The organism is Thiothrix sp. (assembly GCF_028714775.1).
Taxonomy (GTDB): Bacteria; Pseudomonadota; Gammaproteobacteria; order Thiotrichales; family Thiotrichaceae; genus Thiothrix.
In genome coordinates this window covers 12832-27651 of the sequence record NZ_JAQTLS010000025.1, presented here as the reverse complement: position 1 = coordinate 27651, position 14820 = coordinate 12832, and the positions used below count along the sequence as shown (strand labels likewise).

Below are 14820 nucleotides of genomic sequence, written 5' to 3'. Positions count from 1 at the left end.
GGGGAAGGCATGTTATTCGAGGTTTATACGTTTGGCAGTGGCTCCTACGTGGTGGAAGCCTTGCAGTCGGTCAAGATGTTCATGGGGTCAAGCAGTTATTCAACGTTGGCACGGATTGCGGGCTTTATCGCCTTGCTGTGGGTGTTGTTGGCAGCATTGCGGGGCAAAGGCGGTGGTGGCGGTACAATACAGGCTGACTGGTCATGGCTGCTGTTTTACGCTTTCTTTTGGGTGGGGCTGATCGTGCCGAAGGTGGATACGGTCATCATCGACCCGATTGACCCACCCAGTGGTGCGTCCCCGGTCGTGACCAACGTGCCGCTGGGGGTTGCGGCATTGGCCTACATCACCAGCGGGATTGGCAAAGGCTTGGTGGACAAGTACGAAACCTACATCACCATCCCCGGCGACCAAAAATACACCCAGAACGGGATGTTGTTCGGGGCCAATGTGGTGCGCTCCTACGGGGAGATGGAGTTCCCGGATGCCCGCTATTCAGCCGACATGAACCTGTTCATCGGGCATTGCATGTTTCCGCAGATCACCGCAGGCACGCTGACATTGGATGCCATGGCAACCGCCTCAGACCTGTGGACGTATTTGAAGGACAAGGGGCAGCAGAACCGCTGGATTGAGTTCCAAGACCACATCATGCGTTCCTGCCGGGAAGCGGCTACTGACCTCAACACCCGCATTAACCCGCAGGTCGATGCCGCAGCCGGGCGGGCAGGGCAAAAGCTGTGGCCCACCAAGGGGATTTCAGCGGCACAGTCGGCCTTCCTTGCCAGTGCGGGCGGCACAACCGCCACGGATTTTATCGGCATTACCCAAACGGGGGCTGACCTGACCCGGCAAGCGATGATGGTCAAGGCCATCTCTGGGGCATTGGAGGGGGCTTCCATCGACGCCGACAACCAGTCAATGGCAACGGCCATTTACCAAGCCAAGGCAGAAACGCAACAGCGCAACATGTACCTCACGATGGGCAACACCGCTGCACGCACCTTGCCGGTGATGAAGGCGGTCATGGAAGCCATCGGCTACGCGATTGCGCCACTGGTGTTCCTGTTCGTCCTGATGCCCGGTGGGGTGGCCGCCTTCGGGCAGTACGCGATGTTCATGGTGTGGTTGCAGATGTGGCCGATCCTGTACGCCATCATCAATTCGGTCATGTATTGGTATGGGCACCAAAGCAGCATGAATGCGGCACTGCTGTCGGATGGCTCCTATGGGCTGACGTTGGAGAGCATGAACTCCGTGTTTTCGGTCAACGCCGACATGGTGGCACTGGCAGGTTACATGGCGGTCAGCATCCCCATGATCTCCTACATGCTGCTAAAAGGTGGCATGAATGCAGGTGGGAGTGTCTACAGCAGCCTGATGCAACCTGCCAACAGTGCCGCCACTGCATCTGCCACCGAACAGACCAATGGTGCGCTGACCATGAACACCATGACAATGGATACAGCTTCGTGGGGTAACATGAATGCCAACAAGATGGACACCAACACCAGCATGTCATGGGGCATGACCTCCATGACGAATCCGGGTACTGGCACGACCACGACAATGACATCGACGGGTGGGATGATCACCCGCATGATGAAAAGCGATTATGCGTATGGCACACAGATGGATTCAGCCATCAAGTCATCCGTCAGTGCCAGTGCGCGGGAATCCGTGACCGCTGCCCGTATGGACTCCGCCGAATACATGGATTCCACTTCATCCTTGTTAAGCAACATGAAATCCTTCGGTCATCAGGTGCAGCAATCCACGGATAAAACCGATACCGCCGCACAGCAGCAATCCACCCAAGTGGTGCAAGCCGTGGACAAGATGGAATCCATTGGGCATGATTTTGCCACCAGCCGGGGCTTGAGTTACCAATCGGGCTTAGGCTTATTGGCACAAGCGGCACAAGGTATCAAAATGAGTGGTGGCGCTGATACCAAATCCCAAGAGGATTACAAGGAAGCGGTTAAAGTTGCCGAACAATCGGGCTTTAAGGAGTCGATGCAAACCGCCCAACAACTCTCCACGCAGTTGTCTGCGACCCATCGGGACGGGGTATCTGATACCGCCACCAACAACCTGCAAACCGGGTTACAACGAAACAACGCCTTGGCAGAAAAAGCCGCCGCATCTTACCAAACAGCGCAAGCCTTTGAAACCACTAGGGCGCGGATGGAGGAAGATGGAATCAGCTTTGGGGGGGACATCAGTGACTTCATGCGTAACCGCTTAGGGGTCAGCCCTGCCGAGTTCACAAACACCCAATCGGCAGCTTACCAAAGTAGCGACCCTGCCGCCCAAGCGGCCGCTATCCAGAAAATGCAGGGCTGGGTCGATAGTTTCGTCAAGCAAGGTGGTGGTGCAGAACTGGTAGGCTTGCAGGCTGCACCAACCGCTGCGGGTGTTGGTGCCTTCCATGCGGCTAACCGCGCAGACATTACCCAACAAGGTAACGCTGGTATCCAAGGGTTACAAAATGCCGGGGCGGGGCAGGTTGGGCAAGCATCCACTGCTGCTGGGGTGGATGCCAACAGCAAAGCCCCCGCTGGTTATCAGGCGTTGCGGGATGCCACGCAGGGTGGCATGGCGGACACCCAAGGGAAAATCCAAGCAGATAAGGCCAGTTTACAGGATGGGCACGACCATAAGGCGGCATTAATCGGTGACATGGCAAAACGCACGGCACGGGACGCAGCTTTTGAACGCACCTCTGATAATGTCCTGTCAGTAACGCCAGAACCTATTGCTGATGTCGCAAAGTTTGCGAACAAGGGGATAGTGGACATTGCCGCCACAGCATCAGGGCTGTCCCAAGGGGTTGCAGGTGCTGTTGAGCGTGCCGCCACCGGACAGGCACAAGACTGGAACACCGATTACAGTGCCGGGTTTAACCGTGTTGCACAAAGCGACCTGCTCACCCCATCGCAACAGGGGTCAACCATTGCCATTTATAACGAACTGTATGGCGAGGATGAGGCTGCGGCGCAAAAAAAAAGCACCCTGAGTGAAGGGGGATGGGGTGGCAACCAACACCATGCCATGACATCCGGTCACGTGGGCGGAAATGTTACCCGGTATGACCACCTGATCCAAGAGGCAGCAGTACGGAACAACCTCGACCCCGATATTATCCGCGCTATGATGAAGCAGGAATCGGAGGGCGACCCCAACGCCACCAGCAATAAAGGTGCCGGTGGGCTGTTGCAGTTAATGCCCGAGACTGCTGAAGGCGTGGCAAAACAACTAGGCATGGGAAACTATGACCGCTACGATCCCCACGATAACATCATGATGGGGGCTGCTTATATGAAGCAACAAATGGACAAGTATGATGGAAACCTTAGCTTGGCATTGGCAGCCTACAATGCAGGGCCGGGGGCTGTGGACAAATATGGCGGTATCCCTCCCTACAAGGAGACCCGGAACTATGTGGCAAAAATCACCAATACATACCAGAAACTGAAAGGCTAACAATGGAAACTACCGAAAAAGACGGTGTACCCCCTTCCCCATTAGATAGCTTTTGGTTGAAAATTAGCCCCCGCCCTATCTGGACTGCACTGCCAGATGGCTACAGCAGCGGGGAACAGGGGAAAGACAAGGTTGGCACGTTGGGGACACCCCCTTCCAGCTTTTTTGACTACGGTGCTGACAAAACACAACAGTAAACACGAGGGAATAACATTGAAACAACAGATTATGGCAACGCTATTATTGGCCTCACTGGCCTTAGCAGGTTGCAGCGGTACGGGGACGGTGATACCCGGAAAAACCCAGCATGTTAACCAATCTTTTGAAGATTTTGCCGACTCCTACGCCAGCCCCGGTGATGTAGGCGATGGCATTGTCTATAAGTTCAGTGGGTTCGACAAGATTCTAGGGGCGACTTACCATGTAAGTGTACGGAAATCACGCTTTTGGACGTGGTGTATTGCCGATGGCTATAAATTCACCGACAGGGGAGACCTCGCCCTTGGTACACGGCTAAGGAAGCTGTATCCCGGTGAAACCATCACCGATGCAACAGTCTGTGGGGATGGGAAAGGTGGCTTTTACGGCTATGCCTACTTCAATACCAAACACAAGACGGCATTCATGAAGGCTGGGGTACTGAACCCCAAAGTGATCGTGGATTTCTGGCCCGGAGAGGGAAAACAACGGGATTTCTGGGAAAAGGGAAAGGAACCCCTAGATATGTGGCCCGAAGCCGCAAAAAAATAAGCCCTTGGGTTGGCGTCCAACTATAGGCCGGACGCCAATGCCCTCACCAATCATTGCCAAGGCTTTTGATATTCGACTTACCCAGTTGTTTAATCATCAGAACCCATTCTCCCTATACTACCAAAGTCATCCAATCCACAACGATCCCAAAGGAATCCCAACGGCATCAAATGGCTGGATATGTGCCATATCATTATCCCCCCAAGCCCCTAACAATATCCAATGCCCCCCAACAGACTGGTAAGCCTCCAGTGTCTTGTGTTCCGGGTCAACCATCCACAACCATTCCACCCCCATTTCACGGTAGATGGGCATCTTAAGGATTTTGTCCTTACTGGCAGTTGATGGGGATATGACTTCACACACCCAGTCTGGGGCAAGGTCAATCCATGCCGTATCTGGCAGGCGCGGCATACGCTCCCGCCGCCATCCAGCCAAGTCGGGGACAAGGATGTGGGGTTTGTCCCCTAAGTGCAGTTCAGGCTCAAACAGGATAAGCCAGCCACCAGAATCATCATCCCCAGCGTCAAAGGTACTTCCTACCCGCCGGTCAAGCACGGAGGCTGCCCGTGCATGACGGACTGCTGGGCGCGGTTGTGCGTACAGTTCACCGTTAATGATTTCCCCCACCAGATGTTCAGGAAGCTGCAACAGGTCTTCGTAGGTTGCCACCTCCAGTATTTTTTTTGCTGCTTCAGCCATCCTGTCCTCCCTTGCCTGTTTGTGTTTCCTGCCTCAGCCCATATTTGCTGTGCAGGCCATTCCCAAAACGCTGCCGCAGTATCCGGTATCCTGCCGCAGCCCACCTACATCCCAGCAACACTATTCTGCCGCACTTACCTGATCCCCAGCATCAAGTTTTCTTCTTTTTTGGGGGAAGTTTGTATGTGATTTTCCCATCTTGGACGGATACACAACCATTTGCCTGTAACCGTTCCAGAATTGCGTTAATTTCTTCTTCTGTAAACTGCTTCCCGAAAACCGCTGCAATGGTGTTCCTCAATGTGTCGGGCTTAAGCGGGCGGGACGAACCACGTTTCCGCAAATCTTCCATCACCAAAGCCACTTTCCCGTCCAGTGGATCGGGAGGCAGCGCGGTTTCGCTTCCCTGCTTGCCAATATTGGCGGGACATCTGAATGGGCCTTTCTGGTTTAGGACTATTTGTAGTTTCTCCTTGATCGTCCTGCTTCCCAGTAGGGTATTCAGTGACTTGCAGCAGGCCACGCAATTGTCATCGCTTTTTTGTCCACCATTCGCGGTTGCCACCAGATGTTCAACACTGGCCTCCCCATCCGGGATTGACTTCCCGCAAAAAAAGCAGTCACCACCTTGCAGGTACATCAACCGTTCAAGCTGTTTCATGGGTTTTTCCTGCTGTCCTAAACATTCCCACTTTCGCCTATTTTGACAACCATCCATTGAATAGATTGGTTAGTTTGTGTACAGCGTGATCTTACACCGCTTGCACGGCGGGATTTAGCAATTCGATATTGAAATAGCGTTTATGCCCACTGTCCCGTGAAACCAGTGTATAACCTGCATAAGCAGCATGGGCTGCAATCAGGAAATCGGCTAGCACACGCTTTTGCTGCCCTTTGTTGCGCCGATAACGTCGGAAGGCTTGCCCTGCAAGAAAATGCGCTTCCCAAGGAATAGGGTCACGGCGAAACAGCGTTTCTGGCAGCAAATTATCCAGCTCTTCCAGCGAATCGCACATTGCACCTATCTCGGCATAGACGACGGGGTTAATGATCAACATTCCTTCTTCTGCTAACTGTTCCAGCAACACACGGGAGCAGTCACCAAACTGCTCATCTGCGCCGATGACATCCAGTAACACATTGGTATCAATCAGGTATTCACTCATCACGTAGCAACTTCATCAGGTCATCGGTTGAACGCTCAAAACGCTTTTTGCCGTAAATGCCTGCCAAACGGCTACGGTTGGCTTCGGGTTTTTTTCGCAAAATCAACTGACCATTTTGGATGCTGAACTCGACTTCAGTGTGAGGGCGAAAGCCGAGTTGTTCCCGTAGTTTGAGAGGGATGGTCACTTGCCCCCGTTCGGTGATTTGCATGATACACCTCATTAGAATAAGAATTCATATTCTTATTTCAGCATAAATACAACCAAAAGGCGAGTGTTTTGCCACCCACACCAACTAGGGTAACTGTGTGGATTCAGCAACCCAGCCCCTCCTGAACCAGCCTGTATAAACTGGAGCGGTGTATCCCATACTTCTTTGCCAGCGCCACCTTGTTGATGCCCGGCGTATTAAATTCCTGCCGCAGCGACTCAAGTTCTGCCGCAGCCAACTTGTCTTTGCGTCCAAACTTCACGCCTGCCGCCTTGGCCTTAGCCACACCTTCGGCAATGCGCCCATTGATCAGGTTACGGTCAAATTCTGCCACAGCCAATATTGTCTGGTACATGCCCGCTTGGGCTGAGTCCAGCCCTTGATCCAGCACCACCAACCTAACCCCGCGCTGGCCCAGTTGCTGGATCACCTTTGCCAACCCATACATGGATTTAGCCAAGTAGCAGAGGTGGGCGACCACCAATGTGTCCCCTGCTTGTGCGGCCCCCAATGCTGTATCCAGTTCCGTATTTCCGTTGTCCTGCCCTTGGAACAGCTTTTCACACCCATACTGCCGCAGCTTCCCTATCTGCACCTCCATACCTTGCCCGGAATTGTCCCGCGCATACCCAATGACCATTATGAAACCATCTCCACCATCCGCCCCAGCACCCGCTGGGCAAACTCCGGTGCGCCCTGCTTTGCCGCTTCCATCGTCAGGAACCCGCTGGCACTGAACCCCAGATAGCGCAGCCCAAAGCGCTCGGCATCGTCATCCTCCTTGATTACAATCATTTCCTGCCCGGCAAACAATGCCCGTTGCATTACCCCATCATCGGAATCCCGCCACACTTGTTGTGGTGCATCCAGCGACCATTTCCCTGCCGCAGTAACCTGTATCCTCATCTTTGCCCTCCTTTGGCTAAATCAAAACGGGTTGGAAAAATCATCAGAGCCACCCAGCCCCACCACCAACTTACCACCCGGCACATCCCAGTATAGGTCTGGTTCTGCTGGCAAGTAGGGCTGTGACAGCGTGATGGAGACGCCACCTGCCGTAAAAACATGGGGTATCTTCCACTTCCTTGCATCTTTGGAGAGGTAAGCTGTGACAGGCGACCCACCCCCTATGGCATCAGCCACCAGCGCATAGCGCGGTGCATGGGCATAGCTGCCATTTCCCAACCGGACTAATACGACTTGCTTTGGCTCCCCATCATGGGCAACTGACGCATATTTCATTGTGCCGCCGCAGACATGGCAAGTAACGTGGCCTTCATCCGCCTCATCCCAACTGTACACCGTACCATCAAGGCACTGGCAACCGACCATCGGGGGTGGATTGAACTGGTAGTTATCAACCATCCCGTAGCTTGCATAGCTTGGGTCATCAAGCAGGAAACCGTCATCAAGGTCTGCCAAGGCATCCAACACCCGGCAGGGTTGCCCCTGAAAAAGTTTTTCCAAGTCATACAGGGAACATGGTTGGCATCCAAAGACCTCACCGTCAACCATTTCTTCTGCTACGCGCAACGTGGCGTTACCGTTGGTGGCGTAGTAGTACCCACCCACCCGCAACGGCGTGGGGAACCGGGAGTTTGGCCCCACTTCGCAAAAACGCTGTAACATTTCCGCCTTCATCGCTCACGTCCTAACAAAAGAATAAAAGGGGCTGGTGACTCTTGGAGAAACACCGCCGCTGCCCCTTGGGGGTCTTACGCATAAGAGTTAAAGCCTCAGCCAGTGGCACTGGTTGTAACCAATGCCTATCATGTTATGTACCATAATGTCTCATATATTTTAATATGTTTGCAAGACAAATAGGCCACTGGTTTAGACTGGTGCAAGGAAGGGTAGTGCCAGAAAATGGGGCATAAGAACCCGTTAAGAAATCCCATCTGACTAAAATTCGGAAACTTAACGAGAAGTAAGCTAAAAACCTCTCAACTGATAACCAAAATGCGGGGCTGTTTAATGACACTCATATTTGAATGGCGCGGCATTCCTATCCGCGCCTTTCCTTATTGGATCAGCGAGCATTGGCGTATTTCAGCATTGCCTTGTTGGAGGGGGACTTCAGCATAACTTAGCCCAAAGTCCAACGCAGTTGGGGCATATATGGCAGTTATGCTTGTTGAGAGACGGATGTAATGCTTAGACTGTGGCTTTGCATCAACCATGACAGAGGCATCGGGGAATCCCCATCCCCAAATCTTACTTTTCCCTTTCGCAGTAATGGTGTGTCTGCCGGGGGTTGTGTACATGACCATATACCCACCATCCGTCAGAGTGGCTTTCTGTTCAATGCCGTCAAGGTATATAGAGGGCGACCCCATGCTGGCAGCTATAGCCGATGGCCTGTAAAGGTAAACCAAGGATTGGCCATTGGTCGGTTCAGGCTGTTCCTTGAAAACTGGGCCTGCCGCACATCCAGTGATGGAAAGCACAACTATCAATAAGGACAGCAAACAGTATGTAAATAATTTTGTCATAATTTTCCCTCGGAGCAGTTTGGTTCCCCACAAATTAGGTGTAAGCCGATAGTACTGGATATTCGGTTACTGGAACAGGGGGCACAACTCCCCCAATACCTTCTTTTTAATGCCTATACTGACTGCTGACTTATCCGCATGAAAATGCGTCCGATTCAGGCTGGTAAATTTTCAAGTTGGGTATTGCGCCCAGCCGTGCGTTTCTTTAAGTTTTGCCATCTCAATAAATCTGCCGCCCCACTGCCATGACCTTTTTCGCCAACTTTTTATGTGATGCAGTATTGACGACAAACACGGTACGCTGTGTCTGGGTCGCGTCCAGTAAAGCCCGTTGCAAACTGCCCTCATCGTATACAAAACCGCCAACTTTGACCGCCAGTACGAATAACGGGTTATCCTGAAAATGGCGCACTTTCTTTTGTGCAAGCCATACTTCCTGCACCTTACCGTGCTGTGGAAGTGTCCCCAGCAACTCCTGCACCAGTTCCTCGCCAGCTTTATCCAATGCATTGGGAGCCATCAGGGTATCGCTACCTTGTATATCGGCCCGCTCTTGGCGGGCTTCTTCCAGCAGGTCAGCAGCCGATTCCAGCCGGATCAGCCAGTCGCCAGCCTGTTGTGGCTGCTGCTGGCGGACATAATAACGCCATGCTTCTTCCGCCGCATAAACGCACAAGGCAGGGTTGCACATGGCCTTTTCAAGATGGCAGATACCATCGGCATTATCACGCACCAGCAGCAAACGACCGATGGCAAGGTCGGCGTCGGTGTCTTCCGGGTAGCTGGCGGCGTATTGTTGGTACAGTGGCAGGGCATCGCGGGCAGGCAGAAAACGTTCGGTCAGGCTTGCCAGTTGCCACTTTTCACTTTCAGCCAGCGCGTGGTAGTCGCGGGCAGCGAGTTTGTCGACATCCTGTCTGGCAGTCTGGGCACGCTGGTGGAAGTCCAGCCATTGCGCGGTGTTCTCACTGACCCATTGCTGGTTGAAATGCTGGATGACACCCACCGTTTTTTCCCCCAACCATACCGCAGCCTTGCAGGTATCGGTTTCAGGCTTGATGCCAGTTGCCTTGAGCGCTTTCAGGCGTTCCATCAATGCGGGATGCGTATCGGCTGGGTCAGTCTTGCGCGTCAGGGCAGTACGCAAGTGGCGTTTGAATTCATCCTCATGTATGGGAAATTGTTGGTAAAACTGCTGCAAGCGGGTGTAGGCCGCTGTTTCCGGTTGTGCTTGGGTATATGCTTGGTCATAAAGGCTGCGCCAGAATTGTTGCCCGGTCAGCTCGCCGTACACATGCACTGCCACCAGTGCGGAAGCGGCGGTGTCATGCGAGGTCAGCTTGCCAGCCAGTGCATCTGCCTCGTATTCGTTGTCGCGTGCCAGCACGTAGGAATAGCCGGAAAAATACGGTGCATACCAATCAAGAAACCGGCGTAACAGCCCTGTTCCCCAGACATTGGATGCATGGAATGCGCCATTCACCTGCGTCCAGCTTTGGCGCAGGCGGTAAATCCAGCCGGAAAACTTACTGTGATCACCGGAAAGGTGTGCCAGTTCGTGCGCCAATACCGAACGTGCCTGCCCAGTGGTCAGGGCGAACAGCAACTCCAGCCCCAAAATCAGGGTGTTTTTGTACGGCCCGATGATGCCAAGACGCGGAGTTTGGGCAATGGCGGCATTCATCTCTGATGTAAGGATAATGTTATGGATGGGCGGCGTACCCAGTTCCTTGCCCAGCTTATCCACCTCTGCCCACACGTGCGGAAATCCTGCCCGCGACAATTCATAGCCTTTGGGTGCCCTAATCCGCACAAACAGGGAACGGACAAGTACCCAGACCAGACCCGCCAGTACAAAAATCAGCTTGCTCTTAAATAACAGCAACAATAGGGCTGAGCTAGTCAGTGCCAACCATACCGTTCCGCCAGTCAGCACCAGCAGCAGTACCAACAAACCGAGAATGACTGCATAACCCAGCAACGCCAGCCATTTAAGGCGGCGTTTGTAAGCGGCTGGTTGTTCTGCAATTTCCTGTTCGGCGCGTTCTACCAATTCTTCAAATTGCTGGCGGTATTCAGTAGATGTTTTCATGCGGCATTCGTAGTTTTTAGTTGATATTACTGGCAGTAGGGTAACAAAGTACAAGCGGATAAGGCAGGTTTTCTGATAAACAGGCAAGACAGGCGCTCTGTTGTACAGAAGGATTCCATATATCCCTATTCTTTAATTCCGTGGGACGAACCCCGCATCGCCCATACCCGCTTAACTTGGCTTATGCTGCAACCGGACAGCTTGGCTGTTTTGGCAATGCTGTGCCCGCTGGCACGTAAGGTGGTGATACGGTCATGGATCACGGTATCGGCTTTCCTGCCCGTATACTTTCCTGCCTGCTTTGCCAGTACCACGCCTTGGCGCTGCCGTTCACGCCGATCCTCGTAATCGTCGTGCGCCATTTGTAGCGCCAGCTTCAACAGCATGTCCTGTACGGATTCCAAGACTATCTTCGCAACCCCCTGCGATTCAGCAACCAGATCAGACAAGTCCACAATGCCGGGCACGGAAAGCCTTGCGCCCATTGCACGGATAGAGGCCACCAGCTTTTCGGCTTCTTCCAGTGGCAGGCGGCTGATGCGGTCGATTTTCTCTGCCACAACGATTTCACCGGGTTGCAGGTCTGCAATCATCCGCAGCAACTCCGGGCGGTCGGCTCGCGCACCTGATGCTTTCTCCCGGTAGATGCCAGCGACATAACAACCTGCGGCGCGGGTATTGTCCACGATGGACATTTGGCGGGTCAAATCCTGTTCTTCTGTGCTGACACGCAAATAGATTCGGGCAACTTTTAGGGGTGGTTTTGTCATAGGGTCAGCCATTTTGGGTGGTTAAAATAAACCTAGCCAATTTAAACCGTAAAAGTGCTTATTGGCTACCATTGTTTAGGGTGGCTCTTTAAGGTTACACCCAAATTGACCCGACCAAGATACATGTGTCCAACGCATCCGCAATGCCAAACTTACATCTTTGGCGGGATGGGCAAAGTTAGCCGCTATTGTAACAGTGCCCATCATGTTATGCGCACAATGTCCCATAAATATTAAATGTCTGAAAGACATTCAGGGCGAACTGCAATGGTCAATTTTCAGCACCATAAGGCGAACCCCGCATCGCCCATATCCGCTTAATTTTTAATGGGGAGTTGCCAAAGTAATGTACGAAATCTGCCGCCTCTCCTTAGTCGTCAAAAAATAAGGGGATAGTGCCTCATCGCTGATCAATATTTCACTGCTTGGGCTACACTTAGACATGTGGCATTTGACCACATGGTTGTTTTTAGAGTGAGAGGGAGGGTTTTCTTATGAAGCTGCTGAATACCTTGTCATATACATTCCTTGCGGGGCTACTGATGCTTGTTGCCCAGAATTCGTGGGCCGTCACTGATACCGAATTTGCCGGAATGCTGAAGGCTAATGAGACCAAGTTATCCTCAATTGAGGGTACATTGAGCCGGATCAAGTCCCAAAAACTGGTTAAGTTGGGCGATGAGGGTATGGATCAGTCCATGTATGCCTACGCCGAATCTATGAAATCAGCTTTTGACCTAGCCTCATCTGAGGCACTGAAAGCCGCCAAATCGAATGGGCGTGAAGGAAACGTTGGCTTAGTTGGAGCTTTCGAGAAAATGGCGAAAGTACACGAACAACGTACTGCGTTATTGGAAGGAAAACTCAAGGCCATTGATTCCGGCGTTAAGGCCGGTGATATTCTGCTCGACAAATCACTGCTGCAAAGGATGACCCCCTCGGAACGGAGCGAATTCAAGGGGACACTCTCACCGGGAGCCATCCGCAACTATGAGCGCCTTTCCCCCGGTTTGTTGAATTTGAGGGTTGGGCCGACATCTTCCCTTATGCCTGACGTTTTGGCACTTGGTGTAGCGCCTGTGGCAGAGGATAATTCTTGCTTTAACACCAGTTTATCGGCTATTGGAGATTTCTTTCTCAGCCCAGCAGAGGCGGCTATTGCTGCCCCTTGCGTCGGGGTATGCTGGTCTAGGAACTGGAGTGCTTGCACCGCTTGTGTTGTCGCTGCTGGGCCTGCCGCAATTAATGCATGGAATGCCTTTGTGGGGCAATGGAATGGGTGCTGTGGGTGCAAATGGTATAAACCATGGTGCTGTGCCTGCAAGGCTGCGGCTGTCGCAAAACTGGTTGCAAAGCTGGCTTAGGGTACTGGAGTTTGTTGGTTTGACAGTTTGACCAGCCTATTACCCCCATCAGGGCAACTGGTTTCCCATCAGTTGCCCTGATGTTGTCTTGGCTTCACATAACCATAACCCTTGGCGTTTTGGCTGGCAGGCTAGCCCGATGGGATCGTTCCTACCTCTAGGGAGGGCAGGCGATGGTAGTGGACAGATGGCAGCATTATCAGGGAAAACCCAATGATGCCGTAGAACTGACCCGTAAAACGCTGGCGCTAGTGTTGGCGAGCGGTGAGGGTGCCAGTCTGGGGGAGTTGACCGCATGGCGTGCCAAGGCGTCCCTCCATTTTGGCGGTAACTACCGTCTCGTTGATTTTGCCTTATCCAATTGTGTGAATTCAGGTATCCGCCGCATAGGTGTGCTGACACAATACAAATCACACTCCCTGATCCGTCATTTGCAGCGTGCGTGGGGTTTCATGCGGGCAGGTAGCGGTGAGTTCATTGAAATTCTGCCAGCCCAACAGCGCACAATACAAAAACGATGGTATCAAGGGACTGCCGATGCCCTGTTCCAAAACTTGGATATTATCCAACGCCATCATCATGACTATGTGTTGGTGGTGAATGGTGGGCATGTTTACACCATGAATTACGCCAAAATGCTCCGTATGCATGTCAGGTCAGGAGCCGATGCGACGGTAGGCTGCATTGATATGCCAGTGGGGCAGGCTAGCAGTTCCGGCGTCCTGTCAGTGGATGGCAATATGCGTATCACCCGTTTTACGAAGCCCCCCCCTGTTCTGGATGGGGTGTCAGCACAGCTTGATAGGGTGTTGGTTCCAACAGGTGTGTACATTTTCTCGCGGGATTTCCTGTATGGGCTGCTGTATGAGGATGCGGCAAAATCCCGTTCTTCGCATGACTTTATTAACGACATTATCCCCTCAATTATCCATTGTGCCAAAGTGTTGGCCTTTCCGTTCCGCAGTGATGATGGTGAACCCATTTATTGGCGTGATGTGGGGACGGTGGATGCTTACTGGCAGACCAATGTGGATTTGTGTTCCACCATCCCGCCATTGAACCTGTATGACTACGATTGGCCTATTTGGACATACCAACACCATTGCCCGCCCACCAAAATCTTAGCGGGTGATAATGGTCGGCGGGGCGGGGCTATTGACTCGCTGACATCAGGAGGATGTGTCTTGTCTGGGGCGCTGACCGAACGTTCGTTGGTATTTTTCAGCACAATGATCGGGAGCCATAGCGAGGTGAAGGATAGTGTGGTTTTGCCGAGGGTCAGTATTGGTAAAAACTGCCGCATCACCAAGGCCATCATTGATAAGGGGGCTATAGTTCCTGATGGCATGGTGATTGGGGAAGACCTTGGCCTTGACCGCCAGCGCTTCCGGGTCACAACAGATAGCGTTGTATTGGTTACGCGGGGGATGCTGGAGGCTATATGAATACGCAAGCTATCAGGGATTTTTTGGGGCAGGGCAACAGGTTCAAGCACCGTAGCATCACAGCGTATGAACATGCTGTCCGCCAGCTTTTTTCAACAGCAGGGATTGAAGTGGGAGGGGCACGTGCCTTTGATGTGTGTGTCCACGATCCCCGTTTTTACGCACGGGTACTCCGGCAAGGCTCGTTGGGGTTGGGCGAAAGCTACATGGATGGGTGGTGGGATTGTGCTGCTATTGACGGGTTGGTTTCGCGGCTAATACAGGCAGAACTTCACGAAACGCTCAAGCACCACCCCGAATTCTGGCTGCAAGCGTTACGTGCCCGCTTGTTTAACTTGTAAT

Annotated in this window: 16 protein-coding genes; 6 read left to right on the top strand and 10 right to left on the bottom strand. The window is 52.7% G+C overall.

The features are described 5' to 3' along the window. Nucleotides 1-9 precede the first annotated feature (9 nt). Genes PHE17_RS18405 through PHE17_RS18395 form a run of 3 tightly spaced genes read left to right on the top strand, consistent with a single transcriptional unit; the run spans nt 10 to nt 4236 of the window. Nucleotides 10-3486 carry a conjugal transfer protein TraG N-terminal domain-containing protein gene (locus PHE17_RS18405; RefSeq protein WP_301017376.1) on the top strand — a complete coding sequence of 1159 codons (3477 nt, stop codon included), beginning with the start codon at nt 10-12 and terminating at the stop codon, nt 3484-3486. A gap of 2 nt (nt 3487-3488) precedes the next feature. After that, complete coding sequence (locus tag PHE17_RS18400) at nt 3489-3683, top strand: hypothetical protein (RefSeq protein ID WP_301017375.1); 195 nt, start codon at nt 3489-3491, stop codon at nt 3681-3683. Nucleotides 3684-3699: 16 nt separating this feature from the next. Next, nucleotides 3700-4236, top strand: coding sequence for a hypothetical protein (locus PHE17_RS18395; RefSeq protein WP_301017374.1), 537 nt, complete (start codon nt 3700-3702; stop codon nt 4234-4236). Nucleotides 4237-4362: 126 nt separating this feature from the next. On the opposite strand, the gene PHE17_RS18390 is transcribed toward PHE17_RS18395, so the two are convergent. The 10 genes from PHE17_RS18390 to PHE17_RS18345 all read right to left on the bottom strand — a co-directional run bounded on the left by PHE17_RS18390 (nt 4363) and on the right by PHE17_RS18345 (nt 11669). Beyond that, nucleotides 4363-4938, bottom strand: coding sequence for a Uma2 family endonuclease (locus PHE17_RS18390; RefSeq protein ID WP_301017373.1), 576 nt, complete (start codon nt 4936-4938; stop codon nt 4363-4365). A gap of 151 nt (nt 4939-5089) precedes the next feature. Then, the gene (locus tag PHE17_RS18385; protein WP_301017372.1) at nt 5090-5599 is read right to left on the bottom strand and encodes an HNH endonuclease; all 510 of its coding nucleotides are present in this window, start codon (nt 5597-5599) and stop codon (nt 5090-5092) included. Nucleotides 5600-5690: 91 nt separating this feature from the next. Continuing rightward, nucleotides 5691-6104, bottom strand: a complete 414-nt coding sequence (locus tag PHE17_RS18380; RefSeq protein WP_301017371.1) for a type II toxin-antitoxin system VapC family toxin — start codon at nt 6102-6104, stop codon at nt 5691-5693. Next, a complete protein-coding gene (locus PHE17_RS18375) occupies nt 6097-6315 on the bottom strand; it encodes an AbrB/MazE/SpoVT family DNA-binding domain-containing protein (protein ID WP_301017370.1) in 219 nt (72 codons plus the stop codon). The genes PHE17_RS18380 and PHE17_RS18375 overlap by 8 nt, the downstream gene beginning before the upstream one ends. 103 nt (nt 6316-6418) lie before the next feature. Next, nucleotides 6419-6955 (bottom strand): recombinase family protein, encoded by a 537-nt coding sequence (locus tag PHE17_RS18370; RefSeq protein WP_301017369.1) that lies wholly within the window; start codon nt 6953-6955, stop codon nt 6419-6421. Continuing rightward, complete coding sequence (locus tag PHE17_RS18365; protein WP_301017368.1) at nt 6955-7221, bottom strand: hypothetical protein; 267 nt, start codon at nt 7219-7221, stop codon at nt 6955-6957. The genes PHE17_RS18370 and PHE17_RS18365 overlap by 1 nt, the downstream gene beginning before the upstream one ends. 21 nt (nt 7222-7242) lie before the next feature. Continuing rightward, entirely contained in the window at nt 7243-7956 is a 714-nt protein-coding gene (locus PHE17_RS18360; RefSeq protein WP_301017367.1) for a hypothetical protein, read from the bottom strand. 380 nt (nt 7957-8336) lie between these two features. Further along, complete coding sequence (locus PHE17_RS18355; protein WP_301017366.1) at nt 8337-8807, bottom strand: DUF2846 domain-containing protein; 471 nt, start codon at nt 8805-8807, stop codon at nt 8337-8339. Nucleotides 8808-9027: 220 nt separating this feature from the next. Beyond that, nucleotides 9028-10899 (bottom strand): M48 family metallopeptidase, encoded by a 1872-nt coding sequence (locus PHE17_RS18350; protein WP_301017365.1) that lies wholly within the window; start codon nt 10897-10899, stop codon nt 9028-9030. Nucleotides 10900-11024: 125 nt separating this feature from the next. Continuing rightward, the gene (locus tag PHE17_RS18345) at nt 11025-11669 is read right to left on the bottom strand and encodes a recombinase family protein (RefSeq protein WP_301017364.1); all 645 of its coding nucleotides are present in this window, start codon (nt 11667-11669) and stop codon (nt 11025-11027) included. Between the two features lie 494 nt (nt 11670-12163). Here PHE17_RS18345 and PHE17_RS18340 point away from each other — a divergent pair, with 494 nt between their 5' ends. From PHE17_RS18340 to PHE17_RS18330, 3 genes are all read left to right on the top strand, one after another. Continuing rightward, on the top strand, nt 12164-13033 hold the full coding sequence (locus PHE17_RS18340; protein WP_301017363.1) for a hypothetical protein: 870 nt from the start codon (nt 12164-12166) through the stop codon (nt 13031-13033). 173 nt (nt 13034-13206) lie between these two features. Beyond that, nucleotides 13207-14478 (top strand): glucose-1-phosphate adenylyltransferase, encoded by a 1272-nt coding sequence (locus tag PHE17_RS18335; protein WP_301017362.1) that lies wholly within the window; start codon nt 13207-13209, stop codon nt 14476-14478. Beyond that, on the top strand, nt 14475-14819 hold the full coding sequence (locus PHE17_RS18330; RefSeq protein WP_301017361.1) for a hypothetical protein: 345 nt from the start codon (nt 14475-14477) through the stop codon (nt 14817-14819). Before PHE17_RS18335 ends, PHE17_RS18330 begins: the two co-directional genes overlap by 4 nt. Nucleotide 14820: the final 1 nt, after the last annotated feature.